The sequence below is a fragment of the Pseudoduganella sp. GW821-FHT12E03 genome (assembly GCF_058807115.1).
The window spans coordinates 550,324-574,645 of the sequence record NZ_JBXAQJ010000002.1; the positions used below are offsets into that span (position 1 = coordinate 550,324).

Sequence of the window (24,322 nt, forward strand, 5' to 3'; positions counted from 1 at the left end):
CCTCTTGTCTTCGAGATGCTCATCTTAACCCGCCTTACGCCGGCGAGCGTGGTTTCGTTCAATTTCCATTGTTGCGGCCCGTCCCGTATTTGCCTTCCGGTCCCAACTTGTTGCGTAGTTGCTGCAAAGCATTCGCATCCGGCACGGCGGTGCTGATTTCGCCCTCCAGTCCGTGGCTGTTGCCCGGCATGCCAAACATGTTCGAGACGGCCTTCGATTGTTCCGGCGTCAGGATCAGCAATTCAATGCGGCGGTTCACGCCGGCGTCGGCCTTGTGCGTATCGATCGGCGCGCGGTCGGCCATGCCCACCACTTGCAACACGCTGTCCTTGCGCATGCCGCCGGACAGCAGCACGGAGCGGGCCGCCATCGCGCGGTTGGACGACAGGGTCCAGTTGGAATACGCGAAATAGCCGGTGTCGGCATATTGCGTGGAATCGGTGTGGCCAACCACCAGCATCTGGTTTTGCATGCGCTCGAACAGCGGGCCCATTTGCTTGAGCAAGTTATTGAAACGGTCGGTCGGCACCGCGCTGCCGCGCACGAACATGCCCTGTTTGTCGGTATCGTGCAGCATCACGCGCAGCCCATATGGGGTGATCACGGATTCCAGGTTTTGCGCCAGGCCGGCATCGGTACTCATCTTGGCCAGCGCTTTGGACAATTTTTGCAAGTCGCCCGGAGTTTCATAGCTGACCCGGGCGTCCTGGACTTCGGACGAATCCGCGCCGCTGGCCAGCGCCGTGCCCGGCGCATCGGTTTTACCGGTGCGCGGCATCGGGAAGCGTTCGATCAGGCTGCCGCGCGGGCCACCCACCTGTTCCGGCATCACGCCTTTACCCTGGTCGGTCTTGTTGCCGTCGGCTTCCGTCAAAATATGTTGCAGGGATTCTGTATTCCTCGCCGCCATCAGCCACAGCACGAGGAACAAGCACATCAGTGCAAGGCAAAAATCGGCGAACGCCACTTTCCAGGCGCCGCCGTGGTCGTCATGCGCGTGCTTGCCGCCGCCGCGCTTGACGATGGTCTGTTCATGTTTCTCATGCGGCTTTTGCACGGCCACCTCCACGGCGCGAGCCTGAACCGGCGTCCGGTTCGCTGTCGCGGCCTTCCAGCTCGTTGATCCAGCGCTCCAGTTGGGCGAAGCTTGGTTTCACGTTCAGCGCCACCAGGCGGCGGCCCGAGTCGATCGCCAGCAGTGGCGGCTTGCCGGCCACGTGGGTCACCAGCACGACTTTCACGCACTCCTTGTTGGACGCTTCCTGGTTGACCAGCTGCTTCATCACGTTGGCGATCGGGTCCAGCACGCCATAGCACAGGAAAATACCAATGAAGGTACCGACCATGGCCGCGCCCACGTGTTCGGCGATTTCACCGGACGTCGCCCCCTCGGACACGGTGCTCATGGTAATCACGATACCCAGCACGGCGGCCAGAATACCGAAGCCCGGCATGGCTTCGCCGATCTTGCCGATCGACTTGGCCGGCTGGTTCATTTCTTCGTGGATGGCTTCCAGCTCCTGCTCCAGCACGCCTTCGAGTTCGTGTGCATTGATCTTGCCCATCGCCATCAGGCGGAAGTTGTCGACGATGAAGGCCAGCAATTTCGGCTCTTCCAGCACCAGCGGATAGCGCTGGAACAGCGGGGAGTCCTTGGGCGCTTCGACGTGCGCATCGAGGGCTTTCAGGCCGCCGGCCGCCAGTTGCAGCAGTTCATACATCAGCAACAGCAACTGGCGCTGGAATTCCGAGTCGTATTTCTTGCGCACCACCACTTTTTTCAGCTGGACACCCATTTCGACCAGGACGTGCTTCGGGTTGCCGATGATGATGGCGCCAATGCCGGCGCCCGCAATCACGATCAGTTCAATCGGTTGCCAGATCTGGTGGAATGAGCCGCCCATCATGAAGAAGCCGCCAAACACACTGCCCAGCACGATCATGATGCCTAAAAAGACTTGCATAGTAGAACGCCTTTCTGCTTATTAACTTAACTTTCCAGCATCCGCCAGCGCAGCGGATCAGGCACTCTGCAGCACCGCTTTCATCTTGTTCAATGCCGCTTTATTCAGCTGGCACACGCGTGCATCCGTCAAATCCAGCACGGCGGCGATTTCCTTGTAGCTCAGTTCAAACTCGTAATACATTTGCACCACGCGCTGTTCCCGTTCGTCCAGGCTGGTCAGGGCTTGCGCCAGGCTGCGCCGCACAATCAATTGTTCTTCCGGGCTCGGTGTGCTTTCCCCGCTGCCCAGCGTGTCTTGCAATATTTCATCGAAACTGGCCAGCAATTCCGCACTTTCATCGAGCTGGTATGCCTGGTATGCCTCGGGCGTGAGCTTTAAATGCGAAATAATCTCCCGCTCATCGGGTTCGTGGCCCAGCTTGCGCGTCAGTTCGCGCACGGCGTCGCGCAATTTATGGCTGTGCTGGCGCACCGCGCGCGGACGCCAGTCCTGGCGGCGCAACTCATCGAGAATCGCGCCCCGGATGCGCAGGCTGGCATAGCTGCCAAAGGCCGCGTCCGGCTCACCATAGCGGCGCAGCGCTTCCAGCAAGCCCATCAGCCCGATCTGCTCCATGTCGTCGCGGTCGATCGCGCCGGCAATCTGCGAATTGAGCTGGCGTACGATGCGCTTGACCAGCGGCGCATAGGACAGCAGGTGCTTTTGCTCGTCCGCCACGCTGTGCGTGACCTGCGCGCTGCCCGCGTCGCCATAGCTTTCGGCATATGCGTCAGGGTATTGCTCTATATAGCCCATGCCTGTCCCACCCATGTTTTGGCTTTATTCCACAATCAGTTTGCCGATCATCACTTCGCTGAACGGCTTTTCCCGCTTATCCCTGGCGTAGGTTTCTTCAAATGCCTTGTTTAATTCTTCCGAGAACTGGTCGATCGACATCGTGGACGCTTTCGCCATCGGCAACGAGGACAGGGCCTTGACCGCCACGCTGCGCAACAACGGCAAATGTTCCTTGCATTCCTTTTCCTGCTTGGCGGTGGTGGCAATCACCAGGTCCGCCGACAGGTAGTGCGTCACGCTTTCGCCCTCGCTGCGCCTCAGCATGACGATCACCTTTTCCACGGTGATGTACTTGGGTGGCTCGGTATTGGCGGGCTTCGCTTCTTCATGCTTGGCCTCGGCCTTACCGTTTTCCGCGGCGGGCGCCTTCTTGCTCAGGTACCACCACGTGCCGCCGGCGACACCTCCGCCCAACAGCAGCACAGCCACCACTGCAATCACCAGTTTTTTATTCATCTATACATCACTCCCGATTCATGGCAAAAGTAGAGGACGCGGTGTCGCCTTCCGACAGGGCGCGGCCCGGGTTGCGTTGTTCCTGTTCACGGCCCTGCTGCTGGCGGGCATTGCCGCCGCCATCGGCCAGGTTCTGGCCGGCGCCGCCGCGCGCCGCCGACGCCACCGTCACGGTCACATCGGTGAAGTTGCGTTGCGCCAGGTCCTGGCGCACGCTGTCGCTGATGGTGTTCAGCTGGCGCAGCACTTCGGAATTGTTGGCGGTAATGGCAATTTGCAGCGAACCCTGCGTGTGGCGGATGGCGATTTCCACGCGGCCCATGTTGGGCGGGTCGAGCGTGATGACGGCTTGTTCGCTGCCGCGCTGCATTTGCAGTTGCAGGCGGTCGCCCAGTGCGGCGCGCAGCGGTTGCTGCCATTGTTCCGGCTCGCCGGACAGTTTCAGTACATTCGCAGGCTGGCCCTGCTGCTGGGCCGCGCCGATGGCGCCGCCCAGGTTCAGCTGGTGCAGCGACGTGAAGGACGACGGGGTGGCGTTGCTGTCGCCGCTGGCGGCCAGCACGGCCGTGCCAGCGCCCGGCGCGGCGGCGGCCGCCAGGGCGGCGCTGCTGAAGGTGGTTTCCGCACGCGGCGTGGCCATGTCCCGGCGCGCCAGCATCTGGTCGGCGGCCTGCTGCACCGGCTCCGGTACGGCAGGGGAGGCGGCCAGCCAGGTTTCCGTCTCGGCCGATGGCGCCGGGACCGGCGTATCGTCCGCGCCGGTGAGGCCAACCGTGGCGCCAGCCTGGGCGGCGGCGGTGGGCGCGGCCGTGGCAGCGGCATTCAGGGCCGAATTTGTGGCTGAGGTTGCGGTTGTATTCGCGGTTGCATTTGCAGCGGTCTGGGCCACGGACGCGGCGCCGGCAGCGGAGCGGGACGGCTGTGCGGCCGGCGCCGTCGTGCCACCCGTGGCAGTGCGCTGCGGTGTTGCCATGCCAGGGACGAACGCGGGGGCGGCAACCGGTGCGGCGGTGGCGTTGGCGTACATGGACGGTGCGGCGCTTGGCGCGGTGCTCGGAGCGCTGTTGGCGGCGGTTGGCGTTGCGCCTGCCGCCGGGGCGGCGCTGGCGGCAGCCGATGGCGCGGCGGTGCCAGGCGCCGAGGCCTGGACCGCTGCCGCCGTAGGCGCCGCCGTGCTGGCTTGGGTGCCGGCCAGGGTGGCAAAGGTGGTGACGGGAGCAGCCGATGGCGCCGCCGTCATCGCGCTGGCAGCGCCGGCAATGTTGGCCGGGGCGGCGGTGGCGCGTACGCCGTTGACGGGCGCGGCCGTGCCTGGCGCCTGGCTGTTCCATGCCATTGTGGTCGGCGCCGCTGTGGCGGGCGCCGCCAGATTGCCGGCAGCGGCCGGCGCCGCCGACGGTGCGGCGGATGGCGCGCCCGACGGCGCGCTGGACGACGACATCGCCATGGCTGGACGTGCGGACGGGGCGGCGGTGGCGGCCTGTTGTGGCGCAGTCGGCGTAGTCGGCGCAGAGGCGCCGGGTGCGGTGGCCGGCGTCAGGGCGGCCGGCGCGGCGGTGCCGGGTGCTGCGGCTGCGCTGCGCTGGGCAGCCATGGCCACAGTGGCGGCGGTTGCCGCGGCGGTCGGCGCGAACGTGCCTGCGGCCAACGCGGCGGCCGTCGGTGCCGCTGTCGCAGGCGCGGCGGCGCCGGAGGCAACAGCACTGCTGGTATCGGCATGGGATGCGGCGGCGGCCGGCGCAGCCGTGCCGGCTGTGGCGGCGCCAGGCGCTGCGGTGCCCGGTGCGGACGTGCCCGGTGCGGACGTGCCCGGTGCGGAAGTGGCCGGGCCACCGGCGCGGGCCACGGTCGCGGCGGTGGGCTCGGCAACGCTTGCGGCGGCGCCCTGTGGCATGGCCGACGGCGCCACGCTGCCTGGCACGACCGTGCCCGCGGCGGCGGATGGCATGGACGACGGCGCCTGGGTCTGGAATTGGGCGGCGGGCAGCGGGGCGCCGGACGGCGCGGCCGATGTCGGCTGGCCTGCGGCCGTTGCTGCCGGCATGGCGGCAGCCGGTTGGGCGGGGCGCGCGGGTTCCGCGGCTGGCGCAGACCAGCCATAGCCTGCCGGCGATGCGCCGGCGGTGTCGAGTCCGGCTGCGCGCACGCCGCCAGCCGGGGCGGCGTTGCCAACGGCGCCAACGGCGCCGACCGCATCGGCGGCCTGTGGCGCGGCCGTGCCCGGCGTGCCGGCAGGGGCGGCCGGTGCGGGCGCGGACGTGGCCGGTGCAATGAAGGCGGCCAGTCCGGCCGGCAACAGGTTCATGGCGGCCAGCGATGCAAGGCCCGACGCGGCGTCGGACGCGAGATCGGGCGCCGTATCGGGCGCCGTATCGGGCGCCGCGTCAGGCGCGGCGGATGCGCCGTCCGGCCCGGACGCGGCGCCCGGTGCGCCAGTGGGCAGCGCGGCCGTGGCAATATCGAGTAATTGTGCAAAGGCCAGCGGCGCACCGGTGGGCGCGCCTGCGGCATGGGCTGCGGCATCAGGAACAGCGGCGGCACTGGCCGGCGCCACCACGGCGGCGCCTGGCAGCAGGTCCAGCAAGGGCTGGCCGGGCAGGGCGGAGATTGCCGGGTTGACGGGCACAGATGTCGAAATCATAGTCATGCGGTGGTTCCGGTAGCAGCGGGTTCGCTGTTGAGGGCATAGGCCAGCCAGCCCTCCTTGTTAGCCTGCATTTCCGCCAGGTGCTTGGCCAGTTCATTACTGGCGCTGCGGGCGCGCAGAATGGCCTGGTTGTGCAAGTCACGCAGCGACGCCAGCGCGGCGCGCTCGGCGGGGGTCCATGGGCCCAGTTCCGCCATCGCGGGCAGCGACGACGCCATTAATGTATTGATCGCCGCAAGCGCTTTCCAGTCGGAAGCGTTGGTTGCGGCGCTCATTTTTTGGCCCAGTTGCAGCAAAGTCGATTGCCTATCCATTCTTCGCCTGCACTCCCAGCCAGCCTTGCTTGATGGTGGTGAGCAGACCGCTTACTTCATCGATAATGGCCGGCTCCATGTCGACACCGGCCCGATACAGCCGGGCTGCGCAATAGTCATACAGGCGGCCCAGGTTTGCCACGATTTCACCGCCCTGGTCATAATCGAGCGAACTCGACAGGCCATTGATGATTTCCGTGCACTTGTTCAGGCTGGTGGCTTTCAGCTCGTAGCGCTTGCCGATGATGTGGCCGCGTGCCCGCGCCAGCTCTTCCAGCAGGCCGTCGGTCAGGACCAGCACCAGCTCCACCGGCGACGCGCGGGCAGTCTGCGCATCGAGGTTGGTGGAGTGGTAACTGCTATAGGCTTCCAGGCTCATGTGAATCTCTCTTTAGGACTAACTAACTAAGCTAACTGACTTCAGCTGTCGGATTGGCTGAACATGGCGTCAAACAGGCCGGTGTTCTGCGCCATTTGCGACTGCAGGGCTTGCAATTGCGAAAATTGGGTCAGGTAGCGCTTGTACGCGGTGTTGTACTGGTTGTCCAGCTGCGTCTGGCGGTCGCCCAGCGACGCCTGCTGTTTTTGCACGCTGCTCTTGCGCTGGTTCAACTGGCCGTCGACCGAGTTGGTCCACTGGCTGGTCAGCGCATCGAGGTCGCCCAGCACACCCGATTCATTGTTCATGGTGGCGCTGCCAAACAGCGAATCGAGCGCGGCCGGATTGGCGGTAATGGCCTTGTCCAGGCGCGCGCTGTCGAGGGCAATCGTGCCGTCGCGCTGGCCGGTGATGCCGAACGTCGGCAAGCTCTGGCCGCCGGCCAGCTGGCGCAGGGTGGCCGTCATGCGGCTGCGCAGCGCCATCAGGCCGGAATCCTGGGCAAAGATCGCCGGGTCCTTGCCGGACGACGGGTCGCCCGGCGCGGTCAGGTTGGCCAGCGTGGTCGACAGCTTGTTGTACGCATCGACAAAGGCTTGCACATTGCTGTGGGTGGTCGACTTGTCCAGTCCCACGGTCAAGGTGGCCGGGCTTTCGCCGACGGCCTGGGCGCGGGTGAAGGTCATTTTGACTTCATCGACCAGGGTGAAGGTGTTCGATGCCTGCTGCACGCGGGTGCCGGTATTTTGCGGACCGATCCAGACCACCGCATCCTGGGCCGCCACCAGCGTTTGCTGTTTGGCCGGATCGTCCAGCATGGCTTTCAGATCGACGTTGGTGATGTTGGACGTGTCCAGCGAGACGGCATTGTCGGCGCCGGTATTGCCTGCGGTCAAAACCAGCGAAGGCTCGCCATTGACGGTCAGGGTGGACGCCGTGACGCGCGCATTGTTGTCGGCCGCCAGGTTGATGGCGGAGGCGATTTCCTGCGCCGTCAGCATGCCGTCATGGTTGTTGTCGGAATTGGTGAGATTGACGTTGAAATTGCTGCCGTCGGCCAACACCACGTTCAGGCTGCCGCTGCCGGCCGCCGCGGTATCCGTCACACCACCATAGGAAACCTGCCCGGCTGTGGCCAGGCGTTCGACATAAAAGTTATAAGTACCGGCAATTGCCGTGGAGCCAGCCGTTGCGGTGCCGACATTGGCATCGAACTTGGCGGAATTCGCCACCATGCTCTTCTGTGAGCTGAACGAAGACAGGGCGGACGAAAATTCACTCATTGCCGAGCTCAGCGTGGTCAGCGCCTTGGCTTGCGCCGCCGCGCGGTTGGACTGGGCAGTGATCATGGCCTGGCGACCAGCCGTGTAGGCGGTGGCCAGTTTGGTTGCGGTCGATGTCGGATCGTAGGTGGTGCTGCTGGTCGTAGCCATTTTCGTACTCCGAGGGTATGTGTTGGAAGTGTACCTAAGTAATAGGCGACCGAACCCATCCTCTTATGAAATTGTGATGCGAGGAAACTTAATTTCCCCTACTTTTGGCCCCGCAGCCACAATTGTGTTGCCAGTTCGTCTTGCCGCTTGCGTTCCTTGGCCTGTTCCTGGTGCGCCAGCGCCTTTTGTTCTTTCTGCAATACCTGTCCCAGGATTTCCCGTTTGACAAATGCGGCGTTCAGGGCGCGCTGCGACACCGCCATATCCGCCTCATGCATGGTCAAGTCCAGTTTATGGCTGTCGACCATTTGCATCACGGCTTGCTTGTAGTCGCCACAGTTGCTGGCCAACGCCAGCGGCAATTTGCCGCTGGCGCCGCTGTTCTGGTAAAGGCCGGTCAGGCGGTCCAGGTTTTTCTGGTAGCGTTCACGCAAGCTTTCCTTGGTGGCCATCTCGGTCTGCAAGCGTTCGACTTCCGTGGTGCGCAAATTCACCAGGGTCGACAGGCTGCGTATTTTGGTCGGGGGGCTCATGCCATCAGCCTTTCAAGGTGTTCGACGCTGTGGCCATACGGCGCCGGTTCTTTCGAACCCTGGCACAGGAAATCTTCGATATGCGGATGCAAGTTCACCGCCTTGTCGGTGACCGGATCGGCGCCCGGCACATAGGCGCCCAGCGGAATCAGGTCGCGCACCCGTTCGTGGCGCGCCACGGCGGCTTTCAGCGCGCGCGCCGCGTTCATGTGGGTGGGGGAAATCACGTGCGCCATGCAGCGCGAGACCGACGCGCCCACATTGATGGCGGGATAATGCCCGCGTTCCGCCAGTTCGCGCGTCAGCACGATGTGGCCGTCCAAAATCGCGCGGGCCGTGTCGACCACCGGATCTTGCTGGTCGTCGCCCTCGGCCAGCACGGTGTAGATCGCACTCATGCTGCCGACCGGATTTTCGCCATTGCCGGCCGATTCCACCAGTTGCGGCAGGTTGGAAAACACGGAGGGCGGATAACCCTTGGTGGCCGGTGGTTCGCCCAGCGCCAGCGCCTGCTCGCGCAAGGCCATCGCATAGCGGGTCAGTGAATCGACCAGCAACAGGACATTTTTCCCCTGGTCACGGTAATGCGCGGCAATCGAATGGCACAGTTCAGTCGCCATGATCCGCATCAGCGGCGATTCATCGGCCGGGGCGATCACCAGCACCGCCTTGCGCAGGCCTTCCGCGCCCAGCGACATGTCGACGAATTCCCGCACTTCGCGCGAGCGTTCGCCGATCAGGCCGACCACCACCACATCGGCCACGGTCTGGCGCGTCATCATGCCCAGCAACACGGATTTGCCGACGCCGGAACCGGCCATCAGGCCGACACGCTGGCCACGACCGATGGTCAGCATGGAATTGATGGCGCGGATGCCGACATCGAGCGGGTCGGTCACGGGTTTCTTGCGCAGCGGGTGGACCCGCGGCGGCGTGTAGTCGAGCGGGAATTCACCGCCCAGCTTGCCCAGGCCGTCGATCGGTTCACCGAGGCCGTTGACCATGCGGCCCAGCCACGACGGGCCGATCATCAGGGTGGCCTTGTCCGGGGAGGGCAGCACGCGGGCGCCGGTCTGCAAGCCGATGGCTTTTTTAAATGGCATCAGGAACGACAGCTTGTCGCGGAAGCCCACCACCTGCGCATCGAGCCATTCGCCGGTGACCATTTCGATCTGGCAACGCTGGCCGGTGTGCAAGGGGCAGCCGACGGCTTCCAGCAGCAAGCCGGAGGCGCCGACCAGCCGCCCCGTGGGCGTCGCCATCGGGACCGCATCGAATTCCAGCTTGCGTAGTGCATCGGCAATCATTCTTCGCTTTCAGGCTGGTCGCCGATGTCGGCGGCCGTCAATTGATTATCGACCTGTTCCATGATGGCGGCAAGGCGCTGGTGACAGCCGGCATCGACTTCATTGTCGCCGGCGCGGATGCGGCATTCGCCCACGTCGAGGCGGGAATCGGGGATCAGGTTCCAGCGCTTGGTGCGCTTCGGATCCAGGTCCTGGATCCGTTTCAATTCTTCCGGGTTCAGGTACACGTCGATATCGTCGCGGGTCGGCGGCATCGAGGCCAGCGTTTCATCGACCAGCGCCATGATTTGCACCGGCTGCAACGCCAGTTCCGCGCGGATCACCGAGCGCGCGACTTTCGCCACCAGGTCCACCACTTCCTTGCGCTGCGCCGCGCGGTAATCGGCGCGCAGTTTTTTCAAGCCTTTCAGCATGGAATCGACGGGGCGGGCGAAATTGTCGAACGCCACCAGGGTTTCATTGCGGCCTTCTTCGCGGCCCTGTTCGAAGCCGGCGTTGCGGCCCGCTTCGAAACCGTCTTCCTGGCCGCGCTGCAAGCCGATTTCATAGCCGTCGCGCTGGCCCTGCTCGAACCCTTCCTGGACCGACGCTTGCCATTGCACGGAATCCGTGGTCAGGCCGCTGGCCGCCGCGCGCACCGGCGCCGGCGCGAATTGCGACAGGGGAGGGAAGCGGTAAGGGCGGAATTGCTTCATCATTCAACCACTTTCTCGGCAAACAGTTGGACTTCGACTTCGCCGGCGTCGGCCAGCGCTTTCACGGTCGTCATAATTTCCTGGCGGGCGGCCTCGATGCGCGACATCGGCACCGGACCGGCGCGGCGCATCATGTCTTCGAAGGCCTGCGCCTGGCGTTTTGGCATGGTTTTCAGCACGGCGTCGCGGATCGACAGTTCCGCGCCCTTGAGGGCAATGGCCCACTGTTCCAGCGGCACTTCTTCGATCAGGCGCGAAATCGTCGCCTCGGTCTGGGTCGACAGGATCAGGAAGTCGTACATCGACAGTTCGATTTGCTCGACCACTTGCGGGTCGTGGGCGCGCAGCAATTCCACCATTTGCGCGCGGTTCGATGGCAGGCGGTTGAGAATCTCGGCCACCTGGCGCACCCCTTCCACGCTGGTGCTTTGCGAATCGAAGCTGCCCAGGCAGCGGTTCACCAGTTCATCGAGTTCTTCCAGCAAGTCGCGGTCGATCTCGTCCAGGCGGGCCAGGCTCAGCAGCACCAGGTCGCGGCCGTCGGCCGGCAGCGCATCGATGATCTGGCCGGCCAGCGCCGGTGGCAGGAACGCCAGGAACACCGCCTGCATCTGCACGTGTTCGTTGGCGATGTATTCGGCCAGCCACTTGGGCGAGGCCCACTGCAGGCGCGCCATTTTCGGCCGCAATTCATCGCCGTAAATGTTGTTCAGCACGGTGTTGGCGATATCGCCGCCCAGCGCCAGGTCCAGCGACCGTTTCAGGTAGCTGCGCGACGCGCCATGCACGCCGGACTGTTCGCGGTAATCGTCGAAGAACGCTTGCATGGCGGTTTTCACCGCTTCGACCTTGATGCCGCTCATGCGCGACATCACTTGCGTCACTTCCAGCAATTCTTCGCGCGACAGGCAGCGCAGCACGGCGGCGGCCGGCTCTTCGCCGATCGACAGCAGCACGATGGCGGCCTGTTCCACCGGCGTCAGGAAGGCGCCCGAAGGATCGCCCATGTCGGGATTATTGAGGTCGGCCATTTTTCTGCATCCACTGTTTAACGACTTCGGCTACGCGCTCCGGCTCTTTCTCAGCCAGGATCTTCAAGTGATCGACCATCACGTCAACCGAGGAACCGGTTGGCGGCAAATCATAGTTTTCCAGCAGCGGCACCACCGGCATGCCAGGCTTCACGCCGCCAGGCAACGCCGAGGCGGCTTCCGCGCCACCACCCAGTGCCGGTGCGGCGTGCGCCGGGCCACCGGCCTGGCCCGCCAGTTGCGGCTGGGCGCCAGGCTGGGCGCCGGCCGCGTCGCCCGCCGCGCCAGTGCCACGGCGGTCGCTCGGGGCGCGCAGGGTAACCTGGTCCGGCCCCGTTGCCGTGGCTGGCACGGCGGCTTTCGGCAACACCGCCTGCACCGCGGTGATCAGCAGTTTCAGCATCGGACGCACGAACAGGAAGAACGCCAGCAGGGCGCCCACCGCGTAGGTCAGCCACAGCGAATAGTCGACCACGGTTTCACGTTCCTGCCACCATGGAGCCGGGGCGGGTTTCGCCGGGAAGTTCATAGCGGTGACGACCAGCGAGTCGCCCCGTTTTTCATCGATGCCCAGGCCGTTGCGCAGCACCTTGTCGATATTGGCCAGTTCCGGCCCGGACCAGCCGGTTTTCGGGAACGGCGCGGCGGCGTGCGCCAGCACCACGGCGATACTTTGTTTTTCCAGCTGGCCACGGGCATGCTTGGTCTGCGTGATGCTGCGGTCATATGCATATTGGCGGGTGGTGGCGTTCTTGCGGCTCTGGTCGCCGCCGCCTTCGGTGTCCTTGCCGTCGGCGGTCTTGCTGCCATCGGTGCCGGCTTTCGCGTCGGCCGGCGGCGGACGGTTCGACAGGGTGCCCGGCACGCCCATCACGAGGCGGTTGCGGTCCTGTTCGTCGCGCATGGCTTCGCTGGTGACTTTCGGCGCTTCGCCGAATTTCTCCACGGTTTGCTCAATGCGGTCATTGTTGACCACGGCGGTGACGCTGAGACGGAAGTTGTCGTCGCCCACGATCGGGCCCAGCAAGCCCTTGATGTTGGCGCGGATATCGTCTTGCGCACGCTTGCCGTGCTCATTGCCGGATGCGCCGGCGTCGAAGCCTTCATCGAGGTCGACCCGGGACGACAGCAGATTGCCGGTCTGGTCCACCAGGCTGACGCGCGCCGGGCTCAGGCTGGCCACGCTGCCGGACACCATGTTGACCACGGCGGCAATGGTTTCGTTGGACAGCTTGCGGCCCGGCTTGGTGGAGATCACCACCGACGCCGACGACTTGTCGCCATCGCTGGACACGAACGAGGTGGATTTGGCGATCGACAGGTGCACGCGCGCGGTGGCGATCGAATCGAGCGTCATGATCGATTGCGCCAGCTCCCCCTCCAGGCCGCGGCGGAAGCGCACATCCTGGACAAATTGCGAGACGCCCAATGGATCGTTCTTGTCCATCAATTCCAGACCGGCCGGCAACTGCGCCGTGACGCCCTTGGCCGCCAGCAGCATGCGCACCTTGCCCAGCATGGACGACGGCACCATCACCTGGCCGCTGTCCGGATGCACGCGGTAGGGAATATTTTCAGTTTCCAGCACATTCATCATGTCGGCGGCGACGACTTTCTCGCGCGCGCCAAACACCGGCTTGTAGCTCGACTGGTCTTGCCACATCACCATCATGATCAGCGCGGTGATACCGATCGCCAGGGTCAGGATGGGCGCCAGGTTTTTGGTCAGCGCCGGCGATAGCATGGGGGCACTGCCGTCGCCCGGACGCAAGCGCGCAAGCGCGGACTTGAGGGGATTGGTCACTATAGTCTTCCGCAGGAGAAGGAGGGTTGGGAGCTGGAGTCGGGTTGCTGCATTACAGCGGCAGCTTGATCAGTTCATCCACGGCGCCCATGACTTTGTTGCGCACTTGCATCAGCATGGAAAAGGATAAATTGGCTTCCTGGCTGGCCAGCATGGCGCCCACCAGGTCGTCGCTGCGGCCGGAATCCACGTCGGCCATCTTTTGCGCCGCGAAGGCGTCGTCCGCATTGACTTTGTTCAGGGCTTCACGCATCGATTGCGCAAAGTTGCCACCGTGCGGGCCGCCCTGGCCGGTCTGGCCGGGCATGGCGCCGAACTGGGCGGCGGGGGCAATCGCGGCACTGGATAAATCGGCGGCCGCATTGGTCAGGGATGCCAGATCCGACTGGATCAGGCTGGCGAATTCGTTAGCCATATTGCACCTCCATTAGTTGCTTATAGCAATTGCAACGGTCTTCACACATGGCTAACATAGCCCCATGTCGGCTGGTTTTCCGACAAACGCCTTCATCAATTCCGATGTGAGGCGGACTCGAAGAATCATACATGCTGGAAATTAGTCTGGTGTAGTCCATTGTGCGGAAACAACAGAAAAGGTGAATCCGTGTCCCCTCGATGAGACAGAATTTCCTTTTTAATCATGCACTAAGCGCATTTTTGAGCTTTTTTATTGCCTCGCAGCAATTGCGCTGTCATGCTATGAATAAGCTTACCTGCTAGCAATATTTCTGTAAAGACTAAGTGCTCCACGGATCGAAAATTGATCCATGGCAATGGGCAAGAATTTCATGTAAGCTTCGCTCGCCCTGCCTTTTTTAAGCTAGGATATGGCATATGGCGTTCCGCCGTGAGTGTACCTACCGCGTACCGATTCCATCGACTAAATGAACCTCGTGAAAAAAAACGCGCAGCATCAGGTACTGGATCCATGCCTGCTGGGACGCCCAGTGCACCGCTTGCCGGTGTTTGCGGCCCAGCTCAAGGAAGACCTGGCGCAGGCCATGCGCCTGAATTTGAACCGCCGCTATTGGGGCTCGTTCCAGGTCGACAGCGTGGACTTTGCCCGCCTCGACGGCAGCGAACCGCGCGCCCGCTGGCTCAATTTTGCCGCCCCCGCCGGGGACATCGCGTTCTCGCTGGAACGCAAGGTGTTGCTGGCTGTACTCAATTTCCGTTATGGCCGCAGCAAGAGCGACGGCTCGCTCGACGATGCGTCGGTCAAGGTCACGGCGACCGAAGACCGGCTCGCCGTGGTGCTGGGGCAACAGCTGGCGGGCACTCTGGCGGGCCGCATCGAAGCGAACTTGCCCCAGCCGGAAAAGACCGAGGACACGCCGGCTGAAAAAGAACATGATTTCCACGCCGAGCCTGGCGCCCAGCCGGCTGCCGGCACCTGGGTCATCAACGTGACGGTGTCGGACCACGATACCGGCGGCAAACCGGCGCTGGTGGGCCGCTTTTCGTTTGCGCTGGACAAGCAGTTGATGACTTCTGTGCTGCACGGACTGTCGCCGGAGCGCGACAACGCGCGCCGTGCCGGGCAGGCCCAGGGGGCGCTGGCGACGCGCCTGCAAGTCCACCTGAAAGGCATCCTGGTGACCAAGGAAGTGATGCTGGGCAACCTGTTTGATTTGCAGCTTGGCGACGTGATACCGATCAGCATGCACCGGGCCGACGTCCTGCTCGACGATTCGCGCTTGTTTACCGCCGCGGTGTCCGAGCACAAAGGCAAAATCTGTTTAACCTCTTTTGAAGACGTCGAATAAACATGATGAACGTAAATCCAAACAGCGGCAGTGATGCGTTGCTGGAAGATATTTCCGAAGAAATGATCATTGACCAGGGCGGCAATGACATCGGCGACGGCATGGTGCCGGCCCGCTCCGGTGGTCCGCGCCGGGACTTGCCGCAAATGATGCGCAAGATCCCCGTCACGCTGACATTGGAAGTGGGGTCGGCCCGCATCTCGCTGCAGGAATTAATGTCAATCGGCCCTGAAAGCGTGGTCGAGCTGGATATGCTGGCGGGTGAACCGTTGACCATCAAGGTCAACGGCACCGCCATCGGCCGTGCCGAAGTCGTGGTGGCGGGCGAAAACTATGGCCTGAAGGTCATCGACCTGGATGGTCTGAACCTCGACTTGATGACGCCTTGAAGATGCCGGAATTGCTGAGGCTGCCGTTCCTGCAAGGCCGGGGGCGGCTGCTGGGCGCGGTGGCGGTGCTGGCCGGCATCGGCCTCGCCCTGCCTGCGCAGGCGGTGGACTTGCTGGCCAATGTGGTACCGGGAGCGAAGACCGAACTGACGGTCAAGACCCAGATTCTCATCATTATGACCCTGCTGGGCTTGCTGCCCATGCTGGTCATGATGATGACCAGTTTTACCCGTTTCGTGATCGTGCTGGCGCTGCTGCGCCAGGCGCTGGGCCTGCAGCAGGGCTTGCCCAACCGCGTGGTGACGGGCGTGGCCCTGATCCTGACCCTGCTGGTGATGCGTCCGATCGGCGACGATATCTGGCGCAATGCCTTCGTGCCATACGACCAGGAAAAAATCGGCCTGGAGCAGGCGCTGCTGATCGCGGAAAAACCGATTTCCCGCTTCATGCTGGCCCAGACCAGCAAGGCGGCCCTGAAACAGATCGCCCACCTGGCCGGCGACACCAAGGTTGAAAAGCCGTCCGACCATGCGTTTACCGTGAAACTGGCCGCCTTTGTGCTGTCGGAACTGAAAACGGCCTTCCAGATCGGTTGTTTGTTGTTTATTCCCTTCCTCATCATCGACCTGGTGGTGTCGTCGGTGCTGATGGCGATGGGGATGATGATGCTGTCGCCACTGGTGATATCGCTGCCGTTCAAGCTGCTGCTGTTCGTGCTGGTGGATGGCTGGACCCTGACGGTGAATACGCTGGTGACCAGCATACAAGCTTATTAGAAACGGGAAAGCCATGCTGACGCCCGATCTCGCAGTCGATCTCATTGCCGAATCGCTGCACATCGTCATGATCCTGGTGCTGGTGCTGGTGGTGCCGGGCCTCGTCACGGGCCTGGTGGTATCGCTGATCCAGGCTGCCACCCAGATCAATGAACAGACGCTGAGCTTCCTGCCGCGCCTGATCGTGACCTTGCTGGCGCTGATTTTTGCCGGGCGCTGGATGGCGAACTACCTGATGGACTATTGCGTGTCCATCTTCACCCGCGCCGCCACCCTGGTCGGCTAGCGCAGCGATGGAAACCGTCCTGGCCCAGCTGCTGCCCATGCTCAGTGCATGGTGGTGGCCCTTCGTGCGCGTGATGGCCATGATGGCGTCCGTGCCGGTGCTGGGTGAATCGATGGTGCCGGTCACCATCCGCGTGCTGGCCAGCCTGGTGCTGTCGGTGCTGATGCTGCCGCTGACCAGCAGTGCGGTAGCGGTGGATCCGTTTTCGCTGAACGGCGTGGTGGCCACCATCGAGCAGGCGGTGATTGGCGGCGTGCTGGGATTGGCGTTCCATTTCACCACCTCGGTCATCATGGTGCTGGGTTTTATGGTGTCGAGCCAGATCGGTTTTTCCATGGCGGTCATGAATGACCCGATCAATGGCCAGTCGTCGGACGTGGTGTCGGCCCTGCTGACGATGTTGACCATCATTATTTTCTTCGCCATCGATGGCCACCTGGTGATTGCCGGGGTGATCGGCGCCAGCTTCAAGGCGTGGCCGCTGGGCGCCGGCTACCATCCGCTGCTGCTGCAAACCGTGGCGTGGAATGTGGCGTGGGTGTTTGCCGCCGCCATGCTGCTGGCGGTGCCGATCGTGTTCGCCACCATCGTGGTGCAGATCGGTTTTGGTTTCCTGAACCGGGTGGCGCCGACCCTGAACCTGTTTTCGCTGGGCTTTTCCGTGATCACGGTGTTCGGCCTGCTCATGCTGGCCCAGGTGGTGCGCTTCATCCCCACCCACTACGTGCGGATTTCCGGGCAGGTGCTCGACATGATACAGACGCAAATGCGGGTGGCGCATGGCTGACAGCAGCACAGGCGACAAGTCAGAAAAGGCTTCAGCGCAGAAGCTGAAAAAGGCGCGCGAAGAGGGCCAGGTGGTGCGTTCGCGCGACCTGGCGACGGCGCTTGGCATCCTGGTGACCTTGAAACTGTTCATCTTCCTGATGCCCACCTACATGATCGAGCTGCGGGAATTGTTCCACCAGTCGTTCGGCAATTACGAGTCGGAAGGCGCGATGCTGAACACCTTGTCGATCATCTTTTCGTCGGCCGCCTGGCTGTTGATCAAGATGCTGCTGCCGCTGTTCGTGGTGCCGATGGCGATTGTTCTCGGCAGCATGATCCCGGGCGGCTGGGTGTTTTCCAGCAAGCACTGGGAACCGAAACTCGAGCGTTTTTCGCCCGTCAGCAACCTCGGCCGGCTATTTTCCGGCAAGCATGCATTTGAATTCGCGCTGTCGCTGGCCAAGTCCACGGTGCTGATCTGGGTATTGGTGCATATCGCCATGTCGACCATGAAGGATTACACCCGCCTGCAGGCGCTGCCATTCAATGAAGCCTTGCTGAGCGGGTCGTCGCTGATGCTCGATGGCCTGATGTCGATGATTTCCGTGTTCGTGATTTTCGCCATCATCGACGTCCCGGCCCAGGCCTTTTTCTATGCGCAAAACCAGCGCATGTCGAAGCAGGACATGAAGGAAGAATACAAAAGCAATGAAGGCCGCCCTGAAGTCCGGCAGCGGATCCGCCAGCTGCAGCGCGCCATGGCGCAGCGTTCCGCGCGCAAGACCGTGCCGCAGGCCGACGTGGTGGTCACCAACCCGGAACACTACGCGGTGGCGTTGCGCTACGATGAAACCCGCGCCGAGGCGCCATACGTGCTGGCCAAGGGCGTCGATGAAATGGCGCTGTATATCCGTCAGATCGCCATCGAACACAACATTGAAGTGTTGCCCCTGCCGCCGCTGGCGCGCGCCATCTACAATACCAGCCAGGTGAACCAGCAAATTCCCGTGCAGCTGTATGCGGCCGTGTCGCAAGTGCTGAACTATGTGCTGGCCCTGAAATCCTTCCGGGACGGGCAGCGCGGCAATGAGCCGCAATTCCCGTCCGATGTACCAGTACCTGCAAGTATGAGTGAGGCAAGAACTTGATGAATCTCTTGAACAGAATCGAGTCTCGGGAGTGCCCGCGCGACGACGCGCTGGTATCCGTATGTGTGAGTGAGGCAAGAACCTGATGAATCTCTTGAACAAAATTGCGTCTCGGGATTGGCCGCGCGACGACGCGCTGGTATCCGTATGTGTAAGTGAGGCAAGAACCTGATGAATCTCTTGAACAAAATTGTCGCGGAATTGCGGCGTCATAAGTTCGCGACCCCGTTGTTCGTGCTGGCCATCCTCGGCATGATCATCCTGCCGTTGCCGCCGGCATTGCTGGACATCTTGTTCACCTTCAACATCGTGCTGGCGCTGATCGTGATCCTGGTCAGCGTGAGCGCCAAGCGCCCGCTGGACTTCTCGGTATTCCCGACCGTGATCCTGGCCACCACCCTGCTGCGGCTGACCCTGAACGTGGCGTCAACCCGGGTGGTGCTGCTGCGCGGCCATGAAGGCACCGCCGCCGCCGGCCACGTGATCGAAGCGTTCGGTAACGTCGTCATCGGCGGCAATTACGTGGTGGGCCTGGTGGTGTTCGTGATCCTGATGATCATCAACTTCATCGTGGTGACCAAGGGCGCCGAACGGATTGCTGAAGTGTCGGCGCGCTTCACCCTGGATGCCTTGCCGGGCAAGCAGATGGCGATCGACGCCGACCTCAACGCCGGCCTGATCAACCAGGAAAAAGCGCAGGAGCGCCGCCGCGACGTGGCGATGGAAGCGGACTTCTATGGCGCGATGGATGGCGCCTCGAAATTCGTGCGCGGTGACGCGGTGGCGTCGATCCTGATCCTGATCATCAACATGGTGGGCGGCGTCGCGATTGGTTCGCTGATGCACAACATGTCGTTTGGCGATGCCTTCCGCCAGTACGCGCTGCTGACCATCGGTGACGGCCTGGTGGCGCAAATCCCCGCGCTGCTGCTGTCGGCGGCGTCCGCGATCCTGGTGACGCGGATTTCCGATGCCGGCGACTTCGAAGACACCGTGGCCAACCAGCTGCTGTCGTCGCCAAGCGTGATCGGCGGCGCCGCCGGCCTGATGGTGATTATGGCCGTGGTGCCGGGCATGCCATGGTTCGTGTTCCTGACCTTTGCTGGTGTCCTGGGCTTTGTTTCCTGGAAGCTGAGCCAGCGGGTGGATGCGCCGGACAATACGGCGATGAAGGCGGTGGAAGCGGCGCTGAAGGAGGAAAAGACGCCGGAGCTGGAATGGCAGTCGCTGCCGGCGGTGCAGCCGCTGCAAGTGACGGTCGGCTATAAATTGGTCGGCCTGATCGATAAAAACCATGGCGAACCGCTGACCAAGCGGATCCGTGGCGTGCGCCAGTCGATATCCGAACAGATGGGCATGGTGCTGCCGCAAGTGGTGGTGCGCGATGACCTGGGATTAAAACCGTCGCAGTATGCGGTGATGCTGTCGGGCGCCGTGGTGGCGCAGGCAGAAGTGTTCCCCGACCGGCTGATGGCGATCCCGTCGCCCACCGTGTACGGCAAGATCGATGGCATTCCCGGGGTCGAGCCGGCCTATGGCATGCCGGTGACATGGATCGAACATGGCGAGAAGGCCAATGCGCTGGGCCTGGGCTACCAGGTGGTGGAGGCGCCGTCGGCGATCGCCACGCACTTGTCGAAACTGACCCGTGAATACCTGCCGGAATTGTTCCGCCATGAAGACGTGCCGGCCATCATCGAACGGCTGACGGCACTGTCGCCCAAGCTGGCCAGCCAGCTGGAAAAATCGCTCACGCATACCCAGCTGTTGCGCGTGTTCCGTGTGCTGTTGACGGAAAACGTCTCGCTCAAGGATATCGTGCCGATCGCCACCACCTTGCTTGATTCCTCGGAAACCACCAAGGACCCGATCTTGCTGGCGGCCGAGGTGCGCTGCGCGCTGCGGCGCCAGATTGTGTCTGGCCTGTTTGGCCAAAAGCCGGAAATGCTGGCCTTTAACCTGGGCGGCGAACTGGAAAACATGTTGCTCGGTTCCCTGAACCAGGCGCGCCAGGGCGGTAAAGTCGTGCTCGATAACTACCCGATCGATCCGCATTTGCTGGCGCAGTTGCAGGTCAACATGCCGGTGGCGCGGGAACAGATGAAACAGCAGGCCACGCCGCCATTGCTGCTGGTGCTGCCGCAAATCCGGCCGCTGCTGGCGCGCTATGCGCGTTTGTTTGCGCCGGGCTTGCACGTGCTGTCGTACAACGAAGTGCCGGAAAACCGGGAAGTGTCGATTATCGGGACGGTCGGTTGAGGCGGTGATCGGTATAAGCGGCTGCGTATAGGTGGTGCGCGGCCCATCATCGAAAAGCAATATTCTTTATAGTGTGCACCCTGCGGCCAGCGGGGAACCCGGCTCATAGAATGTAACGGTTGCCATAACAATCATTACAGAGCACACCATGAGCCTGCCTACATTTTTCTCCCGCCTGACTGTCTGCGCGATCGCCGTGGCCGCCATCCTGGCCGGTTGCGGCGGCGGCGAACCCGACCGCACCGTGGGCGGCCTGCGCCTGTTGGGCGAACAGCGCATCCCGCTGAAAATGGCTTTTAAAGGTTCGGTGGTGGGCGGGCTGTCCGGCATTGATTACGATGCCGCCACAGGCACCTGGATCCTGATCAGCGACGATCGTTCCGACCAGAATCCGTCGCGTTTTTATACCGCGCGCCTGACCTATGGCCTCGATGGTTTTGGCGGCGTGGCGTGGCGCGACGTGGTTTATTTGCGCCAGGGCGACGGCAGCCAGTTCCCGTCGCGCGCCCAGTATGCGCAGCGGGGCGGCGAAGTGGCCGACCCGGAGTCGGTCCGGTTCGACCCGCGTGACGGCTCCGTCTGGTGGAGCAGCGAAGGCGACCGCAGCCTCGGGTTGCAGCCGTTCGTGCGCCATGCGGCGGCCGATGGCGGCACGCTGGAAAGCTTGCCGACCCCATTCATGTTCAGCGTCTCGGCCGCGCAAACCCAGGGTGCGCGCATGAACCTCAGCTATGAAGCCATGAGCTTTGCCGCCGATGGCAAATCGCTGTGGGTCGCGATGGAAGGTCCGGTCTACGCCGACGGCGCGCCGGCCACGGCCACCAGCGGTGCGGTATCCCGTATCAGCCGGCATGACGTGAGCGGCGGCATGAAGGTCCAGTATGCCTATGCGATCGACGCCGTGCCCGGCGCCACGCCGGCGTCCGGCGCGGCGGAAAATGGCGTCAGTGAAATCCTCGCCATCGACAGCCGCCGCTTGCTGGTGCTGGAGCGCGCCGTGGTGCAAGCCGCGCCGGGGCAGCCGCTGCAGTTCCATGTCCGCGTCTATGAAATCGACACGGACGGGGCCACCGATGTCAGCCGGCTGGCGTCATTGACCGGCGCGTCGTACGTTCCCGTGAAAAAGCGGCTGGTGCTGGATTTGAATACGCTGGGCATCAAAGTCGATTGCATCGAGGGCATGGCCTGGGGGCCGCGCCTGGCCAATGGTCACCATTCGATCGTGCTGGTGTCGGATGATAATTTCGATGCGTTCGGCGCGGGGCAGGTGACGCAGCTGCTGGCGTTTGAGGTGATGCCGAAATAAAAATGCCTCGGCGCTGGTTGCTGCGCATGCACGGCGGCTTCCCGAGGAGCCGCCCGACGCATTTCACGCCGACTCTGAAAACAAGTCTTTCGGCTGCTGCGGCTGCGACAACAGCACCGCTACTTCCGCCATGGATTTAAAGACCGATTGCGTCAGCATGGCGGTCTGCACCCGGGTCGGGTTGTTATATTCTTCGCGCACTGGCGCCAGTTCGCGCATCAAATGGCAGCGTACCAGGGTCAGGCCGTTGCGGCTGATGATGGTGGCCAGTTGCGGCAGCATTTCCCGCATGTATTCCATGGCGGCATTCTGGTTGGCGCCGATTTCCAGCACCACGCCGTCGCCGGCCGGTTCCATTTGCACCAGCACCTTGCCGATGTCGGGCAACGTGAGTTCGAGGCGAATGGCAATCCTGGCGCGTTTGCGGCGCGGTTCGTCCGGCAAGCCCGGGTCGCGCGAGACCACGCGCAGCACCAGTTTTTCCGCACCCCAGGCATAGACGGCAAAGCGCCACGATTCCATCTCGCTGATCATCATCGGCGTGGCGCGGCCATCGCGCACGGCGTTTTGCGCCTGGTCCGTCATGAAGATGCCGGAGGGAAGTTTTCGCCCGTGGGCCTGGTCCATCAGCGCGGCGCGCTGTTCGCCATAGGTGCGTATCATCACGGCCCAGGATTGCGCCATGGTATTGGCGTCCGGCTGTTGCCAGACCAGTTGGCGCGACATTTGCAATTGATCGGGGCGCAGCGCGGCCGGGTCCGCCATATTGGCGGCTTGCGCATGCAAAACGTTCGCTAAGGTATTGAGCCCGGTGTGGGGCAGGATGGTGTCCGGCGCATCGACGATCGCACCCACTGCCGCGGGCAACCCCGGTGGCAGGGAAAAGCTGGCCTCTTCGCCTGGTACGGTATTGACCGGCGGAATAATCTGGACCTGGCCAGGTTGCTCGCGGACGATCCGTTCCGGCACCGTCAGCGTGGCTGCGGCAGGAGTCAATCGATCTATTGCCATAACCCGATTTTACGAGTTGTAAAAAAAGAAGCCAACCGTTATCCCGGTTGGCTCCTGTTGTCCCGGGCGGCAAGCCGTCCGGGAGATCACTGCGGCGGTAATTACTATTGTAATTATTGCAGCAGGGACAGAACCAGCGAGGACTGGCTGTTGCTTTGTTTCAGCATTGCGGTACCAGCTTGCAGCAGCATCTGGCTCGACATCATCGATGCCGATTCCGTCGCGAAGTCCACGTCCATGATGCGGCCGGAGGCGTTTTTCGTGTTGGTCGACATGTTCGACAAGTTGTTGTACACGTGGTCGAGGCGGTTGGCGGCTGCACCCAGCGACGAACGGACGTTCGACACGGATTCAATCGCGGTCGACAGCGTGGTGATCATGTCGTTGGCGTCGCTGGCTGCCGCGATGCCGGTACCGGTGCCGGAACCAACCACGCCGGTCGCATCGAACACGTGGGTGGCGTTGGTCGCGGTCAGGTTGGTGTGCATGGTTTGCAGGATGGTGGAGATATCCACACCCATCTGCTCGGTTTCCGCCGAACCGATCTGGAAGTTGATCGCGGCGTTGAACTTGGCATCCGCGTCGCCGCTCAGCAGCTTGGCGCCGCCAAAGGTGGTGTTCGACACGATGTTGGTCAGCTCGTCGGTCAGTGCGTCGTATTCCGACTGCATCGCAGCACGGTCAACGTCGGTTGCGGAACCGTCCGCGGACTGGGTCGCCAGGTCTTTCATGCGAACCAGGATCGAGGTGGTTTCGTCCAGTGCGCCGTCGGCGGTCTGGATCATCGAGATCGAGTTCTGGGTATTGCGCATCGCCATGCCCATACCGCTCGTTTGTGCTTGCAGACGGGTTGCGATCTGCAGGCCAGCCGCATCATCCATTGCCGAGTTGATGCGGTAGCCGGTGCTCAAGCGGGTCATCGACGTCGACAGGTGGCTCTGCGTCCGGGAGATCGAGTTTTGCGCGGACAGCGCTGCGTTGTTGGTATGAAGGCTCAGCATGAAAAACTCCTGGTGTAGGTGGGTTCGATTCAGAGCAGCGTTGCGAAATCTGCGCTCTCACAAGTACTAGACGACCGTTTCAGGGCGGGCATTAAGTGCTTAAGAGAAATTTTCGAAGTTTTTTTTGATTTTTTTGCGTTTAGGGACTTCACCCCCGTCCACACCTGCAGTTTTACATCCTCCAATGATGCCACAAAACAAAACAGCGC

The 24,322-nt window shown here is 62.8% G+C and carries 24 protein-coding genes; 8 read left to right on the forward strand and 16 right to left on the reverse strand.

Annotated elements, in window-relative coordinates; genetic code table 11:
* Nucleotides 1-58 precede the first annotated feature (58 nt).
* The 14 genes from AC1RRC_RS06165 to fliE all read right to left on the reverse strand — a co-directional run bounded on the left by AC1RRC_RS06165 (nt 59) and on the right by fliE (nt 13,818).
* Nucleotides 59-1,057, reverse strand: coding sequence for a flagellar motor protein MotB (locus AC1RRC_RS06165; RefSeq protein WP_493054385.1), 999 nt, complete (start codon nt 1,055-1,057; stop codon nt 59-61).
* A complete protein-coding gene (motA, locus tag AC1RRC_RS06170) occupies nt 1,041-1,964 on the reverse strand; it encodes a flagellar motor stator protein MotA (protein ID WP_493054386.1) in 924 nt (307 codons plus the stop codon). Before motA ends, AC1RRC_RS06165 begins: the two co-directional genes overlap by 17 nt.
* A gap of 57 nt (nt 1,965-2,021) precedes the next feature.
* Complete coding sequence (locus tag AC1RRC_RS06175; RefSeq protein ID WP_493054704.1) at nt 2,022-2,762, reverse strand: FliA/WhiG family RNA polymerase sigma factor; 741 nt, start codon at nt 2,760-2,762, stop codon at nt 2,022-2,024.
* Nucleotides 2,763-2,786: 24 nt separating this feature from the next.
* Entirely contained in the window at nt 2,787-3,260 is a 474-nt protein-coding gene (locus AC1RRC_RS06180) for a flagellar basal body-associated FliL family protein (RefSeq protein ID WP_493054387.1), read from the reverse strand.
* A gap of 7 nt (nt 3,261-3,267) precedes the next feature.
* On the reverse strand, nt 3,268-5,907 hold the full coding sequence (locus tag AC1RRC_RS06185; protein WP_493054388.1) for a flagellar hook-length control protein FliK: 2,640 nt from the start codon (nt 5,905-5,907) through the stop codon (nt 3,268-3,270).
* Nucleotides 5,904-6,221 carry a hypothetical protein gene (locus AC1RRC_RS06190; protein WP_493054389.1) on the reverse strand — a complete coding sequence of 106 codons (318 nt, stop codon included), beginning with the start codon at nt 6,219-6,221 and terminating at the stop codon, nt 5,904-5,906. Before AC1RRC_RS06190 ends, AC1RRC_RS06185 begins: the two co-directional genes overlap by 4 nt.
* Nucleotides 6,214-6,600, reverse strand: a complete 387-nt coding sequence (fliS, locus tag AC1RRC_RS06195) for a flagellar export chaperone FliS (protein WP_493054390.1) — start codon at nt 6,598-6,600, stop codon at nt 6,214-6,216. The genes AC1RRC_RS06190 and fliS overlap by 8 nt, the downstream gene beginning before the upstream one ends.
* Before the next feature lie 41 nt (nt 6,601-6,641).
* Nucleotides 6,642-8,033 carry a flagellar filament capping protein FliD gene (gene fliD, locus AC1RRC_RS06200; RefSeq protein ID WP_493054391.1) on the reverse strand — a complete coding sequence of 464 codons (1,392 nt, stop codon included), beginning with the start codon at nt 8,031-8,033 and terminating at the stop codon, nt 6,642-6,644.
* 98 nt (nt 8,034-8,131) lie between these two features.
* Nucleotides 8,132-8,566 (reverse strand): flagellar export protein FliJ, encoded by a 435-nt coding sequence (gene fliJ, locus AC1RRC_RS06205; protein ID WP_493054392.1) that lies wholly within the window; start codon nt 8,564-8,566, stop codon nt 8,132-8,134.
* On the reverse strand, nt 8,563-9,873 hold the full coding sequence (fliI, locus tag AC1RRC_RS06210) for a flagellar protein export ATPase FliI (protein WP_493054393.1): 1,311 nt from the start codon (nt 9,871-9,873) through the stop codon (nt 8,563-8,565). The genes fliJ and fliI overlap by 4 nt, the downstream gene beginning before the upstream one ends.
* A complete protein-coding gene (gene fliH, locus AC1RRC_RS06215; RefSeq protein WP_493054705.1) occupies nt 9,870-10,568 on the reverse strand; it encodes a flagellar assembly protein FliH in 699 nt (232 codons plus the stop codon). Before fliH ends, fliI begins: the two co-directional genes overlap by 4 nt.
* Nucleotides 10,568-11,599, reverse strand: coding sequence for a flagellar motor switch protein FliG (locus AC1RRC_RS06220; RefSeq protein WP_493054394.1), 1,032 nt, complete (start codon nt 11,597-11,599; stop codon nt 10,568-10,570). The genes fliH and AC1RRC_RS06220 overlap by 1 nt, the downstream gene beginning before the upstream one ends.
* Nucleotides 11,583-13,343 (reverse strand): flagellar basal-body MS-ring/collar protein FliF, encoded by a 1,761-nt coding sequence (fliF, locus tag AC1RRC_RS06225; protein WP_493054706.1) that lies wholly within the window; start codon nt 13,341-13,343, stop codon nt 11,583-11,585. Before fliF ends, AC1RRC_RS06220 begins: the two co-directional genes overlap by 17 nt.
* Before the next feature lie 112 nt (nt 13,344-13,455).
* Nucleotides 13,456-13,818 (reverse strand): flagellar hook-basal body complex protein FliE, encoded by a 363-nt coding sequence (fliE, locus tag AC1RRC_RS06230; RefSeq protein ID WP_493054395.1) that lies wholly within the window; start codon nt 13,816-13,818, stop codon nt 13,456-13,458.
* 469 nt (nt 13,819-14,287) lie between these two features.
* On the opposite strand from fliE, the gene AC1RRC_RS06235 reads away from it, so the two are divergent.
* The 8 genes from AC1RRC_RS06235 (at nt 14,288) to AC1RRC_RS06270 (ending at nt 22,101) form a co-directional block, all read left to right on the forward strand.
* Nucleotides 14,288-15,169, forward strand: coding sequence for a hypothetical protein (locus tag AC1RRC_RS06235; protein ID WP_493054396.1), 882 nt, complete (start codon nt 14,288-14,290; stop codon nt 15,167-15,169).
* 62 nt (nt 15,170-15,231) lie between these two features.
* A complete protein-coding gene (gene fliN / locus AC1RRC_RS06240) occupies nt 15,232-15,558 on the forward strand; it encodes a flagellar motor switch protein FliN (protein WP_493054707.1) in 327 nt (108 codons plus the stop codon).
* Between the two features lie 2 nt (nt 15,559-15,560).
* The gene (gene fliP / locus AC1RRC_RS06245) at nt 15,561-16,334 is read left to right on the forward strand and encodes a flagellar type III secretion system pore protein FliP (RefSeq protein WP_493054708.1); all 774 of its coding nucleotides are present in this window, start codon (nt 15,561-15,563) and stop codon (nt 16,332-16,334) included.
* A 13-nt stretch (nt 16,335-16,347) separates the two neighbouring features.
* A complete protein-coding gene (fliQ, locus tag AC1RRC_RS06250) occupies nt 16,348-16,620 on the forward strand; it encodes a flagellar biosynthesis protein FliQ (protein WP_493054397.1) in 273 nt (90 codons plus the stop codon).
* A gap of 7 nt (nt 16,621-16,627) precedes the next feature.
* On the forward strand, nt 16,628-17,407 hold the full coding sequence (locus tag AC1RRC_RS06255) for a flagellar biosynthetic protein FliR (RefSeq protein ID WP_493054398.1): 780 nt from the start codon (nt 16,628-16,630) through the stop codon (nt 17,405-17,407).
* Nucleotides 17,400-18,536, forward strand: coding sequence for a flagellar type III secretion system protein FlhB (gene flhB, locus AC1RRC_RS06260; RefSeq protein WP_493054399.1), 1,137 nt, complete (start codon nt 17,400-17,402; stop codon nt 18,534-18,536). Before AC1RRC_RS06255 ends, flhB begins: the two co-directional genes overlap by 8 nt.
* 171 nt (nt 18,537-18,707) lie before the next feature.
* A complete protein-coding gene (locus tag AC1RRC_RS06265) occupies nt 18,708-20,795 on the forward strand; it encodes a flagellar biosynthesis protein FlhA (RefSeq protein WP_493054400.1) in 2,088 nt (695 codons plus the stop codon).
* A 148-nt stretch (nt 20,796-20,943) separates the two neighbouring features.
* A complete protein-coding gene (locus AC1RRC_RS06270) occupies nt 20,944-22,101 on the forward strand; it encodes an esterase-like activity of phytase family protein (RefSeq protein WP_493054401.1) in 1,158 nt (385 codons plus the stop codon).
* A gap of 63 nt (nt 22,102-22,164) precedes the next feature.
* Here AC1RRC_RS06270 and fliK read toward each other — a convergent pair whose 3' ends face one another.
* Together fliK and AC1RRC_RS06280 are read right to left on the reverse strand one after the other, a co-directional pair.
* Complete coding sequence (gene fliK, locus AC1RRC_RS06275; protein ID WP_493054402.1) at nt 22,165-23,097, reverse strand: flagellar hook-length control protein FliK; 933 nt, start codon at nt 23,095-23,097, stop codon at nt 22,165-22,167.
* A gap of 128 nt (nt 23,098-23,225) precedes the next feature.
* Nucleotides 23,226-24,113 (reverse strand): flagellin N-terminal helical domain-containing protein, encoded by an 888-nt coding sequence (locus AC1RRC_RS06280; RefSeq protein ID WP_493054403.1) that lies wholly within the window; start codon nt 24,111-24,113, stop codon nt 23,226-23,228.
* Nucleotides 24,114-24,322: the final 209 nt, after the last annotated feature.

Excerpts from the sequence above, each read along its gene's own strand:
- fliQ (WP_493054397.1), top strand. The coding sequence starts at position 16,348 with ATGCTGACGCCCGATCTCGCAGTCGATCTCATTGCCGAATCGCTGCAC.
- AC1RRC_RS06265 (WP_493054400.1), top strand. The coding sequence starts at position 18,708 with ATGAATCTCTTGAACAAAATTGTCGCGGAATTGCGGCGTCATAAGTTC.
- AC1RRC_RS06255 (WP_493054398.1), top strand. The coding sequence starts at position 16,628 with ATGGAAACCGTCCTGGCCCAGCTGCTGCCCATGCTCAGTGCATGGTGG.
- flhB (WP_493054399.1), top strand. The coding sequence starts at position 17,400 with ATGGCTGACAGCAGCACAGGCGACAAGTCAGAAAAGGCTTCAGCGCAG.
- AC1RRC_RS06235 (WP_493054396.1), top strand. The coding sequence starts at position 14,288 with ATGAACCTCGTGAAAAAAAACGCGCAGCATCAGGTACTGGATCCATGC.
- AC1RRC_RS06185 (WP_493054388.1), bottom strand. The coding sequence starts at position 5,907 with ATGACTATGATTTCGACATCTGTGCCCGTCAACCCGGCAATCTCCGCC.
- AC1RRC_RS06270 (WP_493054401.1), top strand. The coding sequence starts at position 20,944 with ATGAGCCTGCCTACATTTTTCTCCCGCCTGACTGTCTGCGCGATCGCC.
- fliF (WP_493054706.1), bottom strand. The coding sequence starts at position 13,343 with ATGCTATCGCCGGCGCTGACCAAAAACCTGGCGCCCATCCTGACCCTG.
- fliI (WP_493054393.1), bottom strand. The coding sequence starts at position 9,873 with ATGATTGCCGATGCACTACGCAAGCTGGAATTCGATGCGGTCCCGATG.
- AC1RRC_RS06180 (WP_493054387.1), bottom strand. The coding sequence starts at position 3,260 with ATGAATAAAAAACTGGTGATTGCAGTGGTGGCTGTGCTGCTGTTGGGC.
- fliN (WP_493054707.1), top strand. The coding sequence starts at position 15,232 with ATGATCATTGACCAGGGCGGCAATGACATCGGCGACGGCATGGTGCCG.
- AC1RRC_RS06280 (WP_493054403.1), bottom strand. The coding sequence starts at position 24,113 with ATGCTGAGCCTTCATACCAACAACGCAGCGCTGTCCGCGCAAAACTCG.
- fliS (WP_493054390.1), bottom strand. The coding sequence starts at position 6,600 with ATGAGCCTGGAAGCCTATAGCAGTTACCACTCCACCAACCTCGATGCG.
- fliD (WP_493054391.1), bottom strand. The coding sequence starts at position 8,033 with ATGGCTACGACCAGCAGCACCACCTACGATCCGACATCGACCGCAACC.
- AC1RRC_RS06220 (WP_493054394.1), bottom strand. The coding sequence starts at position 11,599 with ATGGCCGACCTCAATAATCCCGACATGGGCGATCCTTCGGGCGCCTTC.
- motA (WP_493054386.1), bottom strand. The coding sequence starts at position 1,964 with ATGCAAGTCTTTTTAGGCATCATGATCGTGCTGGGCAGTGTGTTTGGC.
- fliJ (WP_493054392.1), bottom strand. The coding sequence starts at position 8,566 with ATGAGCCCCCCGACCAAAATACGCAGCCTGTCGACCCTGGTGAATTTG.
- fliE (WP_493054395.1), bottom strand. The coding sequence starts at position 13,818 with ATGGCTAACGAATTCGCCAGCCTGATCCAGTCGGATCTGGCATCCCTG.
- AC1RRC_RS06190 (WP_493054389.1), bottom strand. The coding sequence starts at position 6,221 with ATGGATAGGCAATCGACTTTGCTGCAACTGGGCCAAAAAATGAGCGCC.
- AC1RRC_RS06175 (WP_493054704.1), bottom strand. The coding sequence starts at position 2,762 with ATGGGCTATATAGAGCAATACCCTGACGCATATGCCGAAAGCTATGGC.
- fliP (WP_493054708.1), top strand. The coding sequence starts at position 15,561 with ATGCCGGAATTGCTGAGGCTGCCGTTCCTGCAAGGCCGGGGGCGGCTG.
- fliH (WP_493054705.1), bottom strand. The coding sequence starts at position 10,568 with ATGAAGCAATTCCGCCCTTACCGCTTCCCTCCCCTGTCGCAATTCGCG.